The organism is Kitasatospora sp. NPDC059973, assembly GCF_042737525.1.
Lineage (GTDB): Bacteria > Actinomycetota > Actinomycetes > Streptomycetales > Streptomycetaceae > Kitasatospora.
Window position 1 is genome coordinate 1 of sequence record NZ_JBHWUI010000107.1, and the last position, 18617, is coordinate 18617.

General features: G+C 73.7%; 17 protein-coding genes and 1 riboswitch. Of the genes, 10 read left to right on the top strand and 7 right to left on the bottom strand.

Annotated features, from left to right (window positions below; translation table 11 throughout):
- Positions 1-30: 30 nt before the first annotated feature.
- Both ACFWA9_RS26010 and ACFWA9_RS26015 read right to left on the bottom strand, forming a co-directional pair.
- Positions 31-1500 (bottom strand): trehalose-6-phosphate synthase, encoded by a 1470-nt coding sequence (locus ACFWA9_RS26010; RefSeq protein ID WP_380390118.1) that lies wholly within the window; start codon positions 1498-1500, stop codon positions 31-33.
- A gap of 47 nt (positions 1501-1547) precedes the next feature.
- Positions 1548-2615 carry a glucosyl-3-phosphoglycerate synthase gene (locus ACFWA9_RS26015; protein ID WP_329489146.1) on the bottom strand — a complete coding sequence of 356 codons (1068 nt, stop codon included), beginning with the start codon at positions 2613-2615 and terminating at the stop codon, positions 1548-1550.
- A gap of 149 nt (positions 2616-2764) precedes the next feature.
- A riboswitch (SAM riboswitch) is annotated at positions 2765-2897 on the top strand.
- Positions 2898-2914: 17 nt separating this feature from the next.
- Between ACFWA9_RS26015 and thrC the strand changes: the two genes are divergently transcribed.
- The 5 genes from thrC to ACFWA9_RS26040 all read left to right on the top strand — a co-directional run bounded on the left by thrC (position 2915) and on the right by ACFWA9_RS26040 (position 7864).
- On the top strand, positions 2915-4201 hold the full coding sequence (thrC, locus tag ACFWA9_RS26020) for a threonine synthase (protein WP_380390120.1): 1287 nt from the start codon (positions 2915-2917) through the stop codon (positions 4199-4201).
- A 62-nt stretch (positions 4202-4263) separates the two neighbouring features.
- Complete coding sequence (locus ACFWA9_RS26025) at positions 4264-4542, top strand: ubiquitin-like small modifier protein 1 (RefSeq protein WP_329489148.1); 279 nt, start codon at positions 4264-4266, stop codon at positions 4540-4542.
- 603 nt (positions 4543-5145) lie between these two features.
- A complete protein-coding gene (locus tag ACFWA9_RS26030; RefSeq protein ID WP_030289665.1) occupies positions 5146-5349 on the top strand; it encodes a cold-shock protein in 204 nt (67 codons plus the stop codon).
- A 426-nt stretch (positions 5350-5775) separates the two neighbouring features.
- Entirely contained in the window at positions 5776-7398 is a 1623-nt protein-coding gene (gene groL, locus ACFWA9_RS26035) for a chaperonin GroEL (RefSeq protein ID WP_329489149.1), read from the top strand.
- Positions 7399-7498: 100 nt separating this feature from the next.
- Positions 7499-7864 (top strand): hypothetical protein, encoded by a 366-nt coding sequence (locus ACFWA9_RS26040; protein WP_329489150.1) that lies wholly within the window; start codon positions 7499-7501, stop codon positions 7862-7864.
- A 97-nt stretch (positions 7865-7961) separates the two neighbouring features.
- Here the strand turns inward: ACFWA9_RS26040 and ACFWA9_RS26045 are convergent, their stop codons facing one another.
- On the bottom strand, positions 7962-8615 hold the full coding sequence (locus tag ACFWA9_RS26045) for a hypothetical protein (RefSeq protein WP_380390123.1): 654 nt from the start codon (positions 8613-8615) through the stop codon (positions 7962-7964).
- A 90-nt stretch (positions 8616-8705) separates the two neighbouring features.
- On the opposite strand from ACFWA9_RS26045, the gene ACFWA9_RS26050 reads away from it, so the two are divergent.
- Genes ACFWA9_RS26050 through ACFWA9_RS26060 form a run of 3 tightly spaced genes read left to right on the top strand, consistent with a single transcriptional unit; the run spans position 8706 to position 10733 of the window.
- Positions 8706-9053, top strand: coding sequence for a PadR family transcriptional regulator (locus ACFWA9_RS26050; protein WP_352297299.1), 348 nt, complete (start codon positions 8706-8708; stop codon positions 9051-9053).
- On the top strand, positions 9050-9991 hold the full coding sequence (locus ACFWA9_RS26055) for a hypothetical protein (protein ID WP_380390125.1): 942 nt from the start codon (positions 9050-9052) through the stop codon (positions 9989-9991). Before ACFWA9_RS26050 ends, ACFWA9_RS26055 begins: the two co-directional genes overlap by 4 nt.
- A 55-nt stretch (positions 9992-10046) precedes the next feature.
- Positions 10047-10733 (top strand): copper homeostasis protein CutC, encoded by a 687-nt coding sequence (locus ACFWA9_RS26060; RefSeq protein WP_380390127.1) that lies wholly within the window; start codon positions 10047-10049, stop codon positions 10731-10733.
- Positions 10734-10838: 105 nt separating this feature from the next.
- On the opposite strand, the gene ACFWA9_RS26065 is transcribed toward ACFWA9_RS26060, so the two are convergent.
- Positions 10839-12998, bottom strand: a complete 2160-nt coding sequence (locus ACFWA9_RS26065) for a HelD family protein (RefSeq protein ID WP_380390128.1) — start codon at positions 12996-12998, stop codon at positions 10839-10841.
- Positions 12999-13221: 223 nt separating this feature from the next.
- Between ACFWA9_RS26065 and ACFWA9_RS26070 the strand changes: the two genes are divergently transcribed.
- Positions 13222-13416, top strand: coding sequence for a hypothetical protein (locus ACFWA9_RS26070; protein ID WP_329489156.1), 195 nt, complete (start codon positions 13222-13224; stop codon positions 13414-13416).
- 13 nt (positions 13417-13429) lie between these two features.
- Here ACFWA9_RS26070 and ACFWA9_RS26075 read toward each other — a convergent pair whose 3' ends face one another.
- Positions 13430-15067, bottom strand: coding sequence for a DNA repair helicase XPB (locus ACFWA9_RS26075; RefSeq protein WP_329489157.1), 1638 nt, complete (start codon positions 15065-15067; stop codon positions 13430-13432).
- Positions 15068-15149: 82 nt separating this feature from the next.
- Positions 15150-15560 carry a hypothetical protein gene (locus tag ACFWA9_RS26080; protein ID WP_329489158.1) on the bottom strand — a complete coding sequence of 137 codons (411 nt, stop codon included), beginning with the start codon at positions 15558-15560 and terminating at the stop codon, positions 15150-15152.
- Positions 15561-15663: 103 nt separating this feature from the next.
- Between ACFWA9_RS26080 and ACFWA9_RS26085 the strand changes: the two genes are divergently transcribed.
- Complete coding sequence (locus tag ACFWA9_RS26085; RefSeq protein WP_329489159.1) at positions 15664-15924, top strand: hypothetical protein; 261 nt, start codon at positions 15664-15666, stop codon at positions 15922-15924.
- A 34-nt stretch (positions 15925-15958) separates the two neighbouring features.
- On the opposite strand, the gene ACFWA9_RS26090 is transcribed toward ACFWA9_RS26085, so the two are convergent.
- A complete protein-coding gene (locus tag ACFWA9_RS26090; protein ID WP_380390130.1) occupies positions 15959-18514 on the bottom strand; it encodes a helicase-associated domain-containing protein in 2556 nt (851 codons plus the stop codon).
- Positions 18515-18617 lie beyond the last annotated feature (103 nt).

The following is an 18617-nucleotide window of genomic DNA, read 5'->3' on the forward strand; positions in this document are numbered from 1 at the left end:
CGGTCGGGGCGCCGGCCGGCACGGCGGCGGTCAGTCCAGCGCCGTCAGCTGGTCGAGGAACCACTGCTGCGGCGGCAGCGCCGTCGAGGCGGCGGCGAGGCGCTTGGTCCGGTCGGCCCGCTCGCCCTCGGGCATGGTGAGCGCCGTGTGCAGGGCCTCCGCGGTGGCGATGACGTCGTACGGGTTGACGCACAGGGCGTCGTCGGCCAGCTCCGCGTGGGCGCCGGCCTCGCGGGAGAGCACCAGGGCGCAGCCGCGGTCGGAGACCACCGGTACCTCCTTGGCCACCAGGTTCATGCCGTCGCGGATCGGGTTCACCAGGGCGACGTCGGCCAGCCGGTAGGCCGCGAGGGAGCGCGGGAAGTCGTCGTTGACGTGCAGGATCAGCGGCTGCCAGTCGGCGGTGCCGAACTCCGCGTTGATCTCGGCGGCGAGCCGCTCGACCTCGGCGGTGTAGGCGCGGTACTCGGCGAGGTCGGTGCGCGAGGGGTAGGCGAAGGCGATGTGCACCACGCTGTCCAGCCACTCGGGGCGGGTGCGGAGCAGGTGCCGGTAGGCCTGGAAGCCGCGGACGATGTTCTTGCTCAGCTCGGTGCGGTCGACCCGGACGACCGTGCGCCGCCCGCCGACCGCCTCGCGCAGGGTGGCGAGCCGCTCGTCGACGTCCGGGCGGTGGGACCGCTCGCGCAGGAAGTCGGCGTCGGCCCCGAGGGCGTGCACGCCGAGCCGGGTGGTGCGGCCCGCGTGCGTCACGGTGAGGGCCTCGCGGTCGACGTCCGCGCCGAGGACGTCCGCGCAGCAGTCGGCGAAGGCGAGGGCCCAGCGGCGGGTGAGGAAGGCGGCCCGGTCGGCGCCGAGGATGCCGGTCAGGACGCTCTCGGCGACGTCGTCCGGCAGCAGCCGGAAGTACTCGGGCGGGGCCCACGGGGTGTGCGAGAAGTGGCCGATGCGCAGGTCGGGGCGGGCGGTCCGGAGCAGGGCCGGGGCCAGCGAGAGGTGGTAGTCCTGGATCAGTACCGCGGCCCCGGGCGCGGCCTCGGCGGCGAGGGCCTCGGCGAAGGCGGCGTTGTAGGCGCGGTAGGACTGCCATTCGGAGCGGAACTCCGCGCCGAAGGAGGGGGCCGTCGGGGTGGCGTAGAGCAGGTGGTGGACGAACCAGAGGGTGGAGTTGGCGACGCCGTTGTAGGCGGCCGCGAAGGTCTCCGGGTCTATGTCCAGCATCCGGACGGCCTGTCCGCCGACGTCGTGGCCGGCCCGGTCGAGGCGGCCGTCGGGTGCCTCCCGGGCGGCCCGGCGGTCGGCGTCGCCGAGCGCCGCGCAGACCCAGACGGCATGCGGGTCGTCGATCGCGGAGAGTCCGGACACCAGCCCGCCGCCGCCCCGGCGCAGGCTCAGGGTGCCGTCGGCCGCGGTACTGAATGACACCGGTCCCCGGTTGGAGGCCACCAGTACGGTGGCGGAACCGGTCGCACTCGAACGTTCGGTCGTGAGATCGCCCATGGTTGGTACGTTGCCGTGGGCCCGGGTCGGCAAACCCCCGTCCGGCGTCAGGCCTGGTGGCCGTGGTGGGCGGCGTACTCCGGGACGGTGTGCATCGGGGGCCGTTCCTCCGCCGTGATCGCATGGGTGTGCGGGGTGAAGATGGCGGCGCCGCCGGCCGGGGGCCCGGCCGCGGTGCGCGGGTCCCGGGTGAACTGGGTGAGCAGCGGATGGACCAGGTCGGCGGAGGCCTTCAGCCGGTGGGTCCGGTCCAGGCGTTCCAGGGCGGTGCGGTAGATGGTGGCGGCCATCCGGCCGAGTGCCTGGCTGTCCTGGTGGCGGTGGTGGCGTACGCCGACGTCCACCTGGGCGAGGGCGTCCAGGCCGGCGAGCTCCAGGGCGTCCACCAGGAGGCCGAGCTCGACGCCGTAGCCGGTGGGGAACGGCAGCCGTTCGAGCAGCGAGCGGCGGGCCGCGTACTCGCCGCCGAGCGGCTGGACGAAACCGGCGAGTTCCGGCCAGTGCAGGTTGAGCAGGGGGCGGGCGACCAGCTCGGTGACCCGTCCGCCGCCGGAGGGGACCACGGCGGCGTCGCCGGAGCCGGAGCCGTTCGTCACTTCGAGCGGCCGGTCGTACATGGCCTTGACCAGTTGGATGTCCGGCTCGGTGAGCAGCGGGCCGATGATGCCGGAGACGAAGGCGGGGTCGAAGGAGCGCAGGTCGGCGTCGACGAAGCAGACGATCTCGCCGCTGGTGACCAGCAGCGAGCGCCAGAGCACCTCGCCCTTGCCGGGGGAGGCGGGCAGCCGGGGCAGGATGTCGTCGCGGTGGACGACCCGGGCGCCGGCCTCGGCGGCCGCGGCGGCGGTGCCGTCGACGGAGCCGGAGTCGACGACGACGAGTTCGTCGACGAGGGGCAGGCGCTCCATCAGCTCGCGGCGCACGGTGCGGACGATGTCGCCGACGGTGGCCTCCTCGTCCAGGGCGGGCAGCACCACGCTGACGGTGCCGGCCCGACCCGCCGCCTGCTTGGCCGCCAGCAGGGCGCCCACCGGGCGGTCGGCCGCGCTCCAGGAGCGGCGGCGCAGCCAGGACGCCGCCTTCGGGAGGAGCGCGGGTGTCGGTTCGGCGGGCACGGAACTCTCCTCGACGGGTCGGGGTGGGACGGGGCATCTCGCGTGGCGGACGGTCCCGTTCAGGGTTGACGCCTTCGGATACAGTCTTCGTACAGCGATCGGACCTTCGCACGCCGGGGTCGCCGCTGAGCAGGACCACAACTTCACAGAGCTCATCCAGAGGGACTGAGGGAACGGCCCGTTGACGTCCCGGCAACCTTCTCGCACGGCTGGCCTCCGGCCCCGGCGGGACAGGTGCCAATTCCGGCCTGTGGCGCGCCCGCGTCACGGGGAAGATGAGGAGAGAGGCCTCCGCCATCATGGCTATCGACACCGCCGCAGCCGCCCCCGCGACCGTTGATCTCGGTCCCGCCGTCGCACTGTCCTGTCGGGAGTGCGGTACCCGGTTCCCGCTCGGTCCCAGCTTCGCCTGCCTGGAGTGCTTCGGGCCGCTGGAGATCGCCTACGACTTCGGGAGCGAGGGCGCGGAGGAGCTCCGCAAGCGGATCGAGGCCGGTCCGGCGTCGATCTGGCGCTACGCCCCGCTGCTGCCCGTCCCGGCCGACGTGGCCGACAAGCCGAACCTCAACCCGGGGTGGACCCCGCTGGTGAAGGCGGACAACCTGGGCCGCGAGCTCGGGTTCACCGCCCAGCTGCACGTCAAGGACGACTCCGGCAACCCGACGCACTCCTTCAAGGACCGGGTGGTCGCCTGCGCGATCGAGGCGGCCCGCGCGTTCCGCTTCACGACCCTCTCCTGCTCCTCGACCGGCAACCTGGCCGGCGCGGTGGGCGCGGCGGCGGCCCGGGCCGGGTTCAAGTCCTGCGTGTTCATCCCGCACGACCTGGAGCAGGGCAAGGTCGTCATGGCCGGTGTCTACGGCGGCGAGCTGGTCGGCATCGAGGGCAACTACGACGACGTGAACCGCTTCTGCTCGGAGCTGATCGGCGACCCGGCCGGTGAGGGCTGGGGCTTCGTCAACGTCAACCTGCGCCCGTACTACGGCGAGGGCTCCAAGACGCTGGCGTACGAGATCTGCGAGCAGCTCGGCTGGCGGCTGCCGGAGCAGATCGTCATCCCGATCGCCTCGGGCTCGCAGCTGACGAAGATCGACAAGGGCCTGCAGGAGCTGATCAAGCTGGGCCTGGTCGAGGACCGGCCCTACCGGATCTTCGGCGCCCAGGCGGCGGGCTGCTCGCCGGTGTCGGCGGCCTTCAAGGCCGGCCAGGACGTGATCCGGCCGGTCAAGCCGGACACCATCGCCAAGTCGCTGGCGATCGGCAACCCGGCCGACGGCCCCTACGTGCTGGACATCGCCCGGCGCACCGGCGGGGCGGTCGAGGACGTCACCGACGCCGAGGTGGTCGCCGCGATCAAGCTGCTGGCCCGGACCGAGGGCATCTTCGCCGAGACCGCGGGCGGGGTGACCGTCGGCGTGCTGAAGAAGCTGGTCGAGACCGGACAGCTGGATCCGGCCAAGGAGACCGTCGCGATCAACACCGGTGACGGCCTGAAGACGCTGGACGCCGTCTCCGACTCCGGGATGACCACCGTCATCCGCCCGACGCTGGCCTCGTTCCGCGACGCCGGCCTCGCGTCCGCCTGACCCGTCCGCAGCCCCCGCAGCCCGTACCGGCCGCCCGGCCGCACCGCCCGAGGAGATCCCCCATGAGCGCCACCGTCCGCATCCCGACCATCCTGCGCACCTACACCGGCGGCGCCGCCGAGGTGGCCGCCGAGGGCGCCACCCTGGGCGACGTCATCGCCGACCTGGAGCGGAACCACGCCGGGATCGCCGCCCGGATCCTGGACGACGCCGGCAAGCTGCGCCGGTTCGTCAACGTCTACGTCAACGACGACGACGTCCGGTTCGCCGAGGGCCTGGCCACCGAGATCAAGGACGGCGCGAGCGTTTCGATCATTCCCGCGGTGGCCGGCGGCTGCTGATCCGCCCCTTTCCGACCAGGCCTTTCACCGGCCGACCCGTTTTCGACCGGGCCGCCCGTGCGCACGGAATTCCGATCTCCGTACGCGCGGGCGGCCCGCCGCATTCCGGCGGGAATATTTCGCGGTCCGGGGGAGTAGAGTGTGGCTCGTCCGGGAAGAGGGCCGCCCCACCCCCCTCGCGCCGGTACTCGAACTCCGTCCGCGCCCGTACCGCCGGTGTCTGTCCGGCCGCTGAGACCGGCGCCGGGGCCGTGACCGTGAAACATGTCAGGCCGATGTCAGAATTCTCGAAGGCATTTGAGTAATTCGTCCGCTATGTCCGGCGTGAAATGCCGATTTCCTCCCGCTTTGGTCTGGCCTGTCCCCTGGCGGACCTAGGGAATTCCCAGCGGTTGACCCTGTTGCAGAGGGCGTCGATCCGGATACATTCAGCCGCGGTCGACGCAATCACCCGCTCACCGGAGGCCTTCCGGTGGTCTCCGCGGACGATTGTGGCGTGCACGGCTGCGCCCAGGGGGGGTTCCCCGGGCCGGCCTCAAACCAGACCCGGGCCCGCGACCTGCGGGCGCGTGAAGGGCCAGCACAGCACTAGGGGAGTTCGGAATGGCTCAGGGCACCGTCAAGTGGTTCAACGCGGAGAAGGGCTACGGCTTCATCGCGGTCGACGGTGGTGCGGACGTCTTCGTCCACTACAGCGCGATCCAGATGGACGGCTACCGCACCCTTGAGGAGGGCCAGCGGGTCGAGTTCGAGATCTCTCAGGGGCAGAAGGGCCCGCAGGCGGACATGGTCCGCGCCGCGGTCTGACCTTTCCGACCCCAGGAGTTCGGCTCGGCCCATTCGGCTGGTGCGCCTCTTGCTTCACGACGGGCCCGTACGACACATGTCGTACGGGCCCGTCGGCATGTCCGGCGGGGGCCCGCGCGGCGTCCGGCGCGGGGGTGCCGGACACCCCGGCGGCGGCCCGGCGGCGGCCCGCCGGGGGCTCGTCGGGGGCTCGCCGACGGCGGCCGCAGGGGGCGGACGCGGCTCGCGGGTTGGGCGATTGGGCTTGCACTCGCCTACCCGGAGTGCTAATCATTGGCGTTAGCACTCACAGTGTGAGAGTGACAGCGGACTGGGTCGGTGAGGCCCCCGGGAGCGGTAGGGGAAAGGACCCCCGCACACCAGGGCCGTCCGTCGCGGGCACCCCTTGGTCCGAGCAGTCGACCGTGTCCCGGAGGACCACTTCTGATGGCCAAGATCATCGCCTTTGATGAGGAAGCTCGCCGCGGCCTTGAGCGTGGCATGAACCAGCTCGCCGACGCGGTGAAGGTCACGCTCGGCCCCAAGGGCCGCAACGTCGTGCTGGAGAAGAAGTGGGGCGCCCCCACGATCACCAACGACGGTGTCTCCATCGCCAAGGAGATCGAGCTCGAGGACCCCTACGAGAAGATCGGCGCGGAGCTCGTCAAGGAGGTCGCCAAGAAGACCGACGACGTCGCGGGTGACGGCACCACCACCGCCACCGTGCTGGCCCAGGCGCTCGTTCGCGAGGGTCTGCGCAACGTCGCCGCCGGCGCCAACCCGATGGCCCTGAAGCGCGGTATCGAGAAGGCCGTCCAGGCCGTCTCGGACCAGCTGCTGGCCCAGGCCAAGGACGTGGAGACCAAGGAGCAGATCGCCTCCACCGCCTCCATCTCGGCCGCCGACACCCAGATCGGCGAGCTCATCGCCGAGGCCATGGACAAGGTCGGCAAGGAAGGCGTCATCACCGTCGAGGAGAGCAACACCTTCGGTCTGGAGCTCGAGCTCACCGAGGGCATGCGCTTCGACAAGGGCTACATCTCCGCCTACTTCGCCACCGACCTGGAGCGGATGGAGGCGACGTTCGAGGACCCGTACATCCTCATCGCCAACTCCAAGATCGGCTCGGTCAAGGACCTGCTCCCGCTGCTGGAGAAGGTCATGCAGAGCGGCAAGCCGCTCGTCATCATCGCCGAGGACGTCGAGGGCGAGGCCCTGTCGACCCTGGTCGTGAACAAGATCCGCGGCACCTTCAAGTCCGTCGCCGTCAAGGCCCCGGGCTTCGGCGACCGCCGCAAGGCCATGCTCGGCGACATCGCCATCCTCACCGGTGGCACCGTGATCTCCGAGGAGGTCGGCCTCAAGCTGGAGAACGCCGGCGTCGACCTGCTGGGCACCGCCCGCAAGGTGGTCATCACCAAGGACGAGACCACCATCGTCGACGGTGGCGGCGACAGCGACCAGGTCGCCGGCCGCGTGAACCAGATCCGTGCCGAGATCGAGAACAGCGACTCGGACTACGACCGCGAGAAGCTCCAGGAGCGCCTCGCCAAGCTGGCCGGCGGCGTGGCCGTCATCAAGGCCGGCGCGGCCACCGAGGTGGAGCTCAAGGAGCGCAAGCACCGCATCGAGGACGCCGTCCGCAACGCGAAGGCCGCCGTCGAGGAGGGCATCGTCGCCGGTGGTGGCGTCGCGCTGCTGCAGGCCGGTGTCGCGTTCGACAAGCTGGAGCTGGAGGGCGACGAGGCCACCGGTGCCAACATCGTCCGCGTGGCGCTGGAGGCCCCGATCAAGCAGATCGCGACCAACGCCGGCCTTGAGGGCGGTGTCGTGGTGGAGAAGGTGCGCAACCTCCCCGCCGGTCACGGCCTGAACGCCGCCACCAACACCTACGTCGACCTCATCGCCGAGGGCATCATCGACCCGGCGAAGGTCACCCGTTCCGCGCTGCAGAACGCCGCCTCCATCGCGGCGCTCTTCCTCACCACCGAGGCCGTCATCGCCGACAAGCCGGAGAAGGCCGCCGCGGCCGCCGGCGGCGGCATGCCGGGCGGTGACATGGACTTCTGATCCCCTCCGGGATCGGTCGTTTCCCGATCGCACGGGCGGTTCCCCTCGGGGAGCCGCCCGTGCGGCGTTGTGTCCGGCGCCGTTTTGGGACAATGGACGGATGGCTGCCACCGCTGATGACATCGAGACCGCCCTGCACAACGCGCGGGCGCTGATCCTGGCCGACCTGACCGCGCGGGACGTGGCGGACGCCGCCGTGGTGTCGCTGGTCGAGGACGCCGTGACGCACCGCCGGTGGTGGCTCGAGCAGTGGCCGGACGGCGCCGAGTACGTGCTCGGGCTGGTCGCCCAGGACGTCCAGGACGCACTGCTGGAGGCCTACGGCCGCTGGCCGCTCTGCACCTCGTGCGCGGCCGACGGGGACCCGCACGCGCTGGGCGTCGAGCCCGAGCTGGGGCCGGAGCCGCACTGGGTCTGCGGCAAGGCGGGGGCGGTGGTGGCGCCCGTCGGCCGGCTCGACGGCTGATCCTGCCCCGGCCCGGTTCCGGCGCTCCGTGCGCCGGGCCGGGCCTTCGCGCGTCCTGGGCGGACCCGGCCGCTCAGTGAGTGATCGAGTCGGCGCGTCAGCCTTCGAGCCGGTCGAGTTCGGCCGCCAGGTTGGCCCGGGCGGCGGCGTCGAAGCGCTCGCGGGCGAGGGGCGTGCGGTAGAGCGCGGGCAGGGCCAGGAGCCGGCGCAGGATGTCGGCCCGCCCGGCGCGGAAGTCCGGCTCCGGGACGAAGGCGTACTCCTCGCGCACCGCGGCCGCGTAGGCGGCGTACGCCCGCGGGTCGCCGCCGAGGACGGCGAGGTCCGCGTCGCAGAGCACCTCGCCGTCCCGGTCGCCGGGCTCGGGGCGGTGCGAGACGGTGAGCCGGACCAGACGGGCCACCTCGGCGGTCCGCGGTCCGGACAGGCCCGCCTCGGTGAGCGCCCGGACGGCGAGGGCGGCGCTGCGCTCCTCGTTCTCGGAGCGGTCCGGGCGGTAGACGGCGTCGTGGAACCAGGCGGCCAGCCGGACGGTGTCCGGGTCCCCGGCGTGCGCGGCGAGCACGTCCACGTGGCCGAGCACCGCCCGCAGGTGGGCGGTGGTGTGGTAGCGGCGCTGCGGTTCGGCCCAGCGGCCCAGCAGGTCGCGGCCGTACGGCGCGGGGTCGGCGGCGGCGCCGCAGCGGCGCAGCAGGGCGGTCCAGTCGGCGAGCAGGTCGGCCGGGACGGGGGCGGCGGGCTGGTTCGGCATGGGCTCATTCTGGCGGGTGCCGGTCGCGGCACGGGCGGAGTCCGGCGGGTCCACTGGACGCATATGTAGTTTGACGATATATGTAGTCCTATGACAGAACGAGCCATGCAGGAGCCGACGCTGCTTCTGCTCACCGCGCTGGCCGACGCGCCCAGACACGGCTACGCGCTCATCCAGGAGGTCGCCGCGATCTCCGACGGCCGGGTGAAGATGCGCACCGGCACCCTCTACGGCGCGCTCGACCGGCTGCTCCAGCAGGGCCTGATCGAGGTCGCCGCCGAGGAGGTCGTGGACGGCCGGGCCCGGCGCAGCTACGCGCTGACGCCGGCCGGCCGCGGCGCGCTGGCGGCCGAGGCGGGGCGGCTGCGGGCCGTCGCCTCCGAGGCCGAGCGCCGGCTCTCCGCCGTGCTCTCGATGGTCAGGGGGGTCTTCGCGTGAGCATGCAGACCATCGACCGGCCGGTCGCCCTGCGGGCGGCGCTCCAGCTCTACCCGGCCCGCTACCGCCGCGAGCGCGGCGAGGAGCTGGCCGCGGTCTTCGCCGACACCACGGCGGAGGCGGACCGGCCCACCCTGCTGCGGGAGGCGCTGGACCTCGCCGCCTACGGCCTGCGGATGCGCGCCCGGCTGACCTCGGCCTCGGCGGCCGGGCGGCTGCTGGCGCTGGCGGTTCCGCTGGTGGCCGGCACCGCCGCGGGGGCCGCCCTCTACCCGTGGGTCAGCGACCCCGACCTGATCGCCTGGCGGATCCAGGGGGCGCACTCCTCGGTCCTGCTGGCGCTGAACGTGTTCGCGCTGCCGGTGGCCTCGCTGCTGCTGGCGGTGGCCGCGGTGCTGGGGCACTGGACGGCGGCCCGGGTCCTGTCGGTCGCGGTGATCGGTGCCGGTCTGCTGAACCTGGCCGACTCCGTCCTGAGCGTGGAGTTCGTCGACTGGTGGTGGTTCTCCTACAGCTCCACCTCCGCGCTGCCGTTCGTGCTGTCCGGTCTGCTGGTGCTCGCCGCGCCGGGGGACCTGCTGGGCCGGCCGACCTGGCGGACCGCGGCCCTGGTGCCGCTGGGCGCGGTCGGGGGTCTGCTGGTGGTCAGCGCCCAGGGCGGCTGGGACACCCGGTACCTGATGAACGACCCGTGGGCCGCCCTGCTGCTGGCGGTTCCGCTGCTGCTGGTGTGCGCCGCGGCGCGCGGTTGGCTGGTGCCGGCGGCGATCGGGCTGGCGGTGCTGCCGCTGACCCTCTCGTTCAGCCTGTTCAGCCTCTGGGAGTCGGCCGGTGGGATCTGGAACCTGTTGGGGGTCGGCGCGGTCGGCGCGGCGTTCGTGGCGGTGGCCGGGATCGGCTGGCGGGGTATCGAGGGTCTGCGCCGCTCGGCTCTGTGACCGATCGGCCGTACGGGCCTCGCCGGGCGCCTCGCGATGTGGCAGGCTGTCTGATATGTCTAGACCAATTTTCGAAGTCATCGCGCTGACGCCCCAGGACGCCCAGGCCGCCGAGTCGGGCGGCGCCGACCGGCTCGAACTGGTCACGGACATGGCCGCCGACGGGCTCACCCCGTCGGTCGAGGACTTCGCCAAGATCCGGGCCGCCGTGGAGCTGCCGCTGCGCGTCATGCTGCGCGTCCGGGACGGCTTCGCGCCGGGCGACCTGGACGAGCTGGTGGCCCGGGCCGCCGCGCTGCGGGCCGAGGGCGCCGACGAGTTCGTCTTCGGCTTCCTGACGGCCGACGGCGCCGTCGACCTCGCCGCCACCGAGGCCGTCGCCGACGCGGTGGCGGGCTGCCGCTGGACGTTCCACCGGGCGATCGACCACAGCGCCGACCGGGCCGCCCTCCGGGCGGCCCTCGGCGCGCTGCCCGGGCTGGACACCTACCTCACCTCGGGCGCGGTGGCCGGGGTGGACGCGGGCCGGGAGGTGCTGCTGGCCGAGCTGGCCAGGGCCGGCGAGCCGGGGTACGGGCAGCGGATCCTGATCGGCGGCGGCCTGCGGGCCGAACACCTGCCCGGTTTGCGGGCGGCGGGCTTCGACGGCTTCCACGTCGGCGGAGCGGTGCGGGTCGCCGGGTGGCAGTCCCCCGTGGACGCCTCCAAGGTCGCCGAGTGGCGGTCCCTGATCGATGGCTGAGCGTGAGAGCGCCGACAGTTGAGCGATCGGCGGTCCGCGACTCGACGCGCGAAGGGGACCGGCGGATACCGCCGGTCCCCTTCGCGCGTCCCGGGCCCGGCGCGGTCAGCCCAGCCGGTCGGGCAGCGGCTCGGCGTGCAGCACCGTCAGCCCGGAGACGGCACGGGTCAGCGCCACGTACAGGCGGCGCAGGCCGGTCCGCTCGTCCGGCTCGCCGGCGACCACCGCGGCCGGCTCGTCCAGCACCACGTAGTCGTACTCCAGACCCTTGGCCAGCGAGGCCGGGACGAGGGTCAGCCGGGCCTCGGCGCTGGTCTCGGCGCCGGGGGAGAGGAACGGCAGGCCGGCCGCCGTCAGTGCCGCGGCGAGCAGCGGGACGCGCGCGTCGGCGGCGATCAGACCGGTCGAGCCCTCGTGCTCCAGGGCCCGGTGGCAGGCCTCGACGACCGCCTTCTCCAGCCCGTCGGCCGGGACGCGGGTGATCGTCAGCGAGCCGGGCGCCGCGCGCACGGATGTCGCGGGGGCGAGACCGGGGGCGATCGCGGGCAGCAGCCGGGAGGCGTAGGCGATGACCTCCTCGGGGACGCGGAAGCCCTTGGTCAGCTCCTCGATGTGGGCGGCCGGCTTGCCCAGGTGGTGCAGCGCGTCCGGCCAGCTCGCCGTCGCCCAGGGGGTGGTGCCCTGGGCGAGGTCGCCGAGGACGGTCGCCGAGCCGGTGGTGCAGCGGCGGCCGACGGCGCGGTACTGCATCGGGGAGAGGTCCTGGGCCTCGTCCAGCACCACGTGGCCGAGCGAGGGCGTGCGCTGGACCAGGTCGGTGGCCTCGTCCACCAGGACGGCGTCGGCCGGCGTCCAGCGGGCGGTCCGCACCGAGCGGCCGGGCTTGGACCAGAGCACCGTGCGCTGCTCCTCGGGGGTGAGGACGCCCTCCGCGCACCGCGCCAGGAACTCCGGGTCGGAGAGCAGCCGGTGCACCAGCCTGGCCGGATCGACCGGCGGCCAGCACTCCTTGACCGTCGCCTTCACCGCCGCGTTGCGGGCCACCGCGTCCTGCACCCGGTCGTCCGGCGCCTCGCCGCCCTGCTCCATCTTCAGCAGCACGGCGTGCGCGATCCGCTGGGGCAGGGCCTCCCGGGCCGCGCCGTAGCGGATGTCGCGGGCGGTCAGCTCCTCGACGATCTCGGCGAGCTCGTACACCGGCACGCGCCAGCGGCGGGAGCCGCGGACCACCACGCAGGGCTCGGTGGGCGCGGTGATGCCCGAACGCACGGCCCGGCGCAGCACCTCGGCCATCCGGGCGTCGCCCTTCAGCCGGGCCGCCTCGGCGGTGTCCTCGCCGCGCACCTCCACGTGCGCCACCAGCTGCTGCACGGTGGCCTGGGCCACCTCCAGCTCGCCGAGGGCGGGCAGCACCTGCTCGATGTAGGAGAGGAAGGCGTTGTTGGGGCCGATCACCAGGGTGCCCGTGCGGGCGAGCCGCTCGCGGTGCGCGTACAGCAGGTAGGCCACGCGGTGCAGGCCGACGGCGGTCTTCCCGGTGCCGGGGGCGCCCTGGACGCAGACCGTGCCGGTGATGTCGGCGCGGACGATCTCGTCCTGCTCGGGCTGGATGGTGGCGACGATGTCGCGCATCGGGCCGACGCGGGGCTTCTCGATCTCGGCGGCGAGCAGCGCGGAGGAGGTGTCCGTCTCGGCCGGGTCGGTGAGGTGCTCGTCCTCGTAGGCGGTCAGCTCGCCGCCGGTGTAGCCGAAGCGGCGGCGGCGCTCGACGTCCATCGGCGCGGTGCGGCTGGCCCGGTAGAACGGCTGGGAGACCGGCGCGCGCCAGTCGATCACCATCGGGTCGCCGTCGTGGTCGTGGACGTGGCGGCGGCCGATGTAGAAGTTCTCGCCGCCGGAGCCCTCGGAGAGGTCCTCGCTGATCGCGTGCAGGTAGTCGAGGCGGCCGAAGAACAGCGGGGTGTGCGAGAGGTCGGCCAGGGCGGCGATCCGGGCCTCGATCTGGTTCTGGAGCACGACGGCGGTGACCCAGGTGCCGGTCACGTCGCTGATGTCCAGGGACTCGACGTCCTCGCGCATCGCACGCAGCGCGGCCCGGGAGGCGGCCAGGTGGTCGCGTTCGCGCTGGAGGGGGTCGGTGGTGGGGGTGGCGGGCACAGCGAACCTTCCCGGCTGCCCCGGAGACGGGCGCAGCGGATCGTTGGAGCTCACGGTGGATACAGCCGACCGTCCCTCCTTGCCCGGCGACGGGCAGGAGGGGCCCATCCGTGCGGTCGGCGCCTCCCCCGGCTGCCTGCGCGACTCAGCAGGTACCACGGTTCGGGAGGGGGCAGACGAGTGATCCTAGACCCGGCGGCCTCGGGGTTCCACCCCGTTCCCCCCTCCGGGGCCCTCAGGGCCTGCGTACACCTGGAGGACGACCTACGTCCTGCCCGGTACGGCCTTTGGGGTGATGTGCTTCGGGCGGGCGGAAACTACCGTGGAACACATGAGCACCGTACACATCACGGCGCCGCGAGTGCCGTCCCAGAAGTCCGCCCCCGCCCGCCCGGCCGGGGCCACCGCCGCGGTCGGCCCCGGACACCGCCGCTCCCCGCTGACCACGGCCGTCCGCAACGTCGGCATCGCGCTCGACACCGCCGCGCGCGTGGTCTTCCTCGGGCGCGACGGCGTCAAGTACTGAGCGCCGCCGGGATCTACAGCACGTCGTCCGCGTCGATGATGCGGTAGGCGTAGCCCTGCTCCGCCAGGAAGCGCTGGCGGTGGGCGGCGAAGTCCTGGTCGACGGTGTCGCGGGCCACCACCGAGTAGAAGTGCGCCGAGTGCCCGTCCGCCTTGGGGCGCAGGACGCGGCCGAGCCGCTGGGCCTCCTCCTGGCGGGAGCCGAAGGTCCCGGAGACCTGGATGGCGACGGTCGCCTCGGGCAGGTCGATGGAGAAGTTGGCGACCTTGGAGACGACCAGGACGCTGATCTCCTTGGTGCGGAAGGCCTCGAAGAGCTTCTCCCGCTGGGCGTTGCTGGTCTCGCCCTTGATCACCGGGGCGTCCAGCACCTCGCCGAGCTCGTCGAGCTGGTCGATGTACTGGCCGATGATCAGGGTCTGGTCCTTCTCGTGCTTCTTCACCAGCGCCTCCACCACCCGGCGCTTGGTCGCCGTGGTGGCGCAGAACCGGTAGCGCTCCTCGGGCTCGGCGGTCGCGTAGGAGAGCCGCTCGGAGTCGGTGAGGGTGACCCGGACCTCGCAGCAGTCGGCGGGCGCGATGTAGCCCTGCGCCTCGATCTCCTTCCAGGGCGCGTCGAAGCGCTTGGGGCCGATGAGCGAGAAGACGTCGCCCTCGCGCCCGTCCTCGCGGACCAGGGTGGCGGTCAGGCCGAGCCGGCGGCGGGCCTGGAGGTCGGCGGTGAACTTGAAGACCGGCGCGGGCAGCAGGTGGACCTCGTCGTAGACGACCAGGCCCCAGTTGCGGGCGTCGAAGAGTTCGAGGTGGGCGTAGACGCCCTTCCGCTTGGTGGTCATCACCTGGTAGGTGGCGATGGTGACCGGGCGGATCTCCTTGCGCGTCCCGCTGTACTCGCCGATCTCGTCCTCGGTGAGCGAGGTGCGCTTGACCAGCTCGTGCTTCCACTGCCGCGCCGAGACGGTGTTGGTGACCAGGATCAGGGTGGTCGACTTGGCCTCGGCCATCGCCGCCGCGCCGACCAGCGTCTTGCCGGCGCCGCAGGGCAGCACGACCACGCCCGAGCCGCCGTGCCAGAACCCCTCGACGGCCTGGGCCTGGTAGGGGCGCAGCTGCCAGCCGTTCTGGTCCAGCTCGATCGGGTGCGCCTCGCCGTCCACGTACCCGGCGAAGTCCTCGGCGGGCCAGCCGAGTTTGAGCAGGACCTGCTTGATCTGGCCGCGCTCGGAGGGGTGCACGACGACGGTGTCCGGATCGATCCGGGCGCCGACCAGCGGGGCGATCTTCTTGGAGCGCAGCACCTCCTCCAGCACCGGCCGGTCGGTGGTGGAGAGCACCAGCCCGTGGACGGGGTGCTTGGTGAGCTTGAGCCGGCCGTAGCGGGCCATCGTGTCGGCCACGTCCACCAGCAGCGCGTGCGGCACCGGGTAGCGGGAGAAGTTGACCAGGGCGTCGACCACCTGCTCGGCGTCGTGCCCGGCGGCACGGGCGTTCCACAGCCCGAGCGGGGTCACCCGGTAGGTGTGCACGTGCTCGGGCGCGCGCTCCAGCTCGGCGAACGGCGCGATGGCGCGACGGCAGTCGGAGGCCCTGGGGTGGTCGATCTCCAGAAGAAGAGTTTTGTCGCTCTGGACGATGAGCGGTCCGTCGTTCACGCGGGGAAGCCCTCCACTGGCTGACAGGTCTGCAGGGACGCAGACCCTCCAGTGTCGCGCATTCCGCCGCGAACCCGGAGGGCTACTTCCACTCGTGCACGGTGACCTTGCCGGTGCCGCTGCCGTCGGTGTCGTACTCGAAGAGTCCGACGGTGTCGTTGAGCTGGGCGAAGGACTCGGACTGGCTCTCGAAGAAGATCGCGCCGCGCCACGCCATGGCGCCGCCGGGGCCGGTGAAGCGGCCGATGCCGCTGCCGTGCCAGCTGTAGCCCTCGCCGCGCTCGCTCATGCCCACGCCCTGGCCCTCGCCGAACAGCGTGCCGTCCGAGCGAAGCTGCGACTCGTAGGTGGCGAACTCCCTGACCCCGACGCCGAGGACGTCGCCGGTCGCCTCGAACGAGACCTCGACCACGGGATGGATGCCGTCCGTGGTGGCCAGCACCCGCCGGCCGGTGTCCCTGGTGGTCTGCGTGACTATCCGGTTGCCGAGCACGATGACTCCCTTCGCGAGCCCCCACCTTCCGGAGTACGCCGGGTGCGACCGGCTCGTCAACCGCGGGCAGTGACCGGTGGACCGGTCGGTCGTTGTGCGGGGCATGAACAAGTCGAAGCGCGCCCTCACCGCCCTCGCCCTCCTCGGTTCGGCCTTCGCCGCGACCGCCTCCTCCGCCGGCTCGGCGCACGCCCTCGCGGGCATCGGCGAGGGCCCGGGCGGGCTGATGGCCGCCCCCGCCTTCCTGCTCGCGGACACCGTCGGCGGCGGCAGCCTGCCGGTCGGCCAGGGGGACATCGCGGCCATGGCCGACAAGGCGATGCAGGAGAAGGCGAAGGAGCAGGCCGCCAAGCAGGGGCACTGACCGCCGGTCGCCGGGCGGTTGCCCCGGGAGGGCGCTACTCCTCCAGCTCGGCCACGCCGGTGATCCGGTGCAGGGCGAACGTGCGGAGTTCGTCCGCGTGGTGGTCGAAGGCGGTGACGAAGCCGCCCTCGACCTTGACCGGGTCGATGATGCGCTGGCTGGCGATCCCCTCGGCGTTCAGGTAGCCGATCCACATCCGCTCGCCGAGCAGGACGGCGGTCTGGAGCGAGGCGAGGGTCTCGGCCGCCGCCGTGCGGGGGAGCCGGCGCGGGTCGGGGGCCGGCTCCCGGCGGACGGCGGTGGCGGCGCGGTCGCCGGCCCGGATCGCCTTGATGGCGGCGGCGAGCAGGACGTCGTCGGGCGTCGGAGGACCGTCCGGTACCGGTACGGGGGCCGCGCGCGGCGGGGTGCGGTGGCTGTCCGGGCGGGTGATCAGGACGTCGCCCTCGGCGGACTCGGCCGCGGGCGCGTAGCCCATGGTGCGCAGGGTGGCCAGCAGGACGTCCGGCGCGGCCTGGGAGGCCAGGACCGTCGGGGCGAGCAGGCGCAGCCGCAGGTCGACGGAGCGCCGGTCGGCCAGCACCTCGCCCAGCAGCGCCGGGTCGTCGCAGCGCAGGTACGAGGAGGCGGCGCCGACCCGCAGGATGCCGTGCCGCCGGGCCACGTCGTCGATCAGGTAGCTGAGCGGCTGCGGGACGGGCGTGCGGGAGTGCTGGTCCAGGAAGGCCTGGAGGTCGGCGGCGCTGCGGCCGGCGTCGAGGGCGCGGCGGACCGACTCGGGGGTGAACCGGTAGACGGTCGCGCCGCCCTTGGACTCGATGTCGGCGCAGAGCGCGAGCGCCTGGGCGAGCGGGGTGAGCAGCGGGCCGGGCGCGATCGCGGTGAGGTCCGGCTGGAGGATCACGTGGTCCAGCGGCCGCGGCAGCAGCGGGGCGAGCACCTCGGCCGGGTCGGCCTCGGCGGTGAGCAGCGCGCGGCCGGGGGAGGCCAGTGCGCCGCGGCCGGTGATGCCGAGCAGTTCGGCCTCGGCGAGGGTCCAGCCGACGAGGTCGTCCCGGAGGTCGCGCCCCGGACCGGCGGCCGGGTGCGCCCCGGCGCCGCCGTGCGGCCCGTCGGCGGCGGGCCGGGCGGTGACCGGTCCGCCGCGCAGCGGGCGCTGCCACCGCAGGGTGGGCAGCAGTTCGTCGGCGGTGGCGGGGGTGCCGGGCGGCAGCTCGGCGAGCAGGGCCAGGGCGGCCCGGCGCACCGACGGGGCCAGGGTGCGGTCGAGTTCGGGGCCGAGGGCGGCGCGCGGCTTGCCCTTGCCGTCCGGGGTGCCGGTGAGGGCCGGGACGCGGGTGGCGGTGAGCCAGCCGGCGGCCAGGGCGGCCCAGCGGTCGGCGGTGTCCTGCTGGAGCCAGCCGTCGTACGCCGGGGTGGGGGACCAGCGCTCGTCGGCCTCGCCGTCCGGGGCCAGCAGGCCCGCCGTGTAGGCGAGTTCGAGCCAGAACGCGGTCTGCTGCTCGGTGCTCTCCAGGGTCTGGGCGGTGCGCTTGAGGTCGCGGACGCCGAGGCCGCCGGCGCGCAGGGTCGGCGGCGGGTTGAGGCCCCAGAGGTCGAGCAGCTCCTCGACGGTCCGGACGGCGGTGTACGCCTGCCCGGCGGCGGCGCCGTCCACAGCCTGGGGATCGCGCGCGGCGGCGGCCGGGGCCGGTTCGGGCTGGACCGGCTCGACCAGGCGGTGGGTGCGGCCGCCGCGCAGGTGCAGGGCGAGCTCACGGGGCAGCACCACGCTGCCGGGGCTGCTCGGCAGCAGCAGGCCGCGGGCCAGCAGCCACTCGACCGGGCTCTGCGCGTCCTCGGCGGTGACCGGGCGGGTGGCGTCCGGGACGGTGCCGGTGGGCGGGCCCCAGACCAGGCGGTCCAGCAGGCGCAGGGCCGGCTCGGGGGCGGTGGCGAGCAGCGCGTCGCACCGGGCGCGGTCGGTCAGCAGGGCGGTGAGCGCGGCGACGGCGGTCACCGGGTCGGGCGTCGGCGGCTGTCCGGCGGAGACCAGCAACTGCTGGATCCGGGCCGGGGACATCCCGGCGGTCGCGTCGGCGAGCGTCGGGCCGAGGCCGGTGCGGCCGGGGTTCGCGGCGGTCGGCGCGAGTGCCTCGCGGGCGGCGATGACCAGTCGCAGCCCGTTGTCGGGGCCCCAGAGCAGCGCCCGGTCGCGCAGGGTGGCGAGGGCGCGGGGGAGCGCGGCGGTGACGGCGGCCCGGTCGGCGGTGCTCAGCGGGGTGGCGCCCGGGTGCGGCTTGACCTTGGCGGGGCCGGTCAGCAGGGTCCGGACGGTCGCCGGGGGCGCGCCGTCGGGGGCGGCGGCCAGGGCCTCGGCGACCTGGAGGGTGAAGCGGTCCAGCCGCTCCAGGGCGCGCAGTGCGGAGGCCCGGGAGGAGAGCCGGGCGGCGAGCTGGGTGAGGTCGCCGGGGACGGGGTTGAGCAGGTCGGGGCGGGACCGGAGCAGGGCGGCGAGGTCGTCGTCCGCGCGGCTGCGGAGCTCCTCGGCGAGGGTGCGGGGGCCGGCGGGCGCTTTGCCGGTGCGTTGGGGGCCCTGCTGTGTGGTCATTCGACCTAGGTTAGTCGGGTCGGGTGGTGGTGGGGATCCGTCGTCGGAGGGTGATCCGGCCGTGGTCGCCCGGGTGCGCGAGGCGGTGGACCGGCCGGTGGGC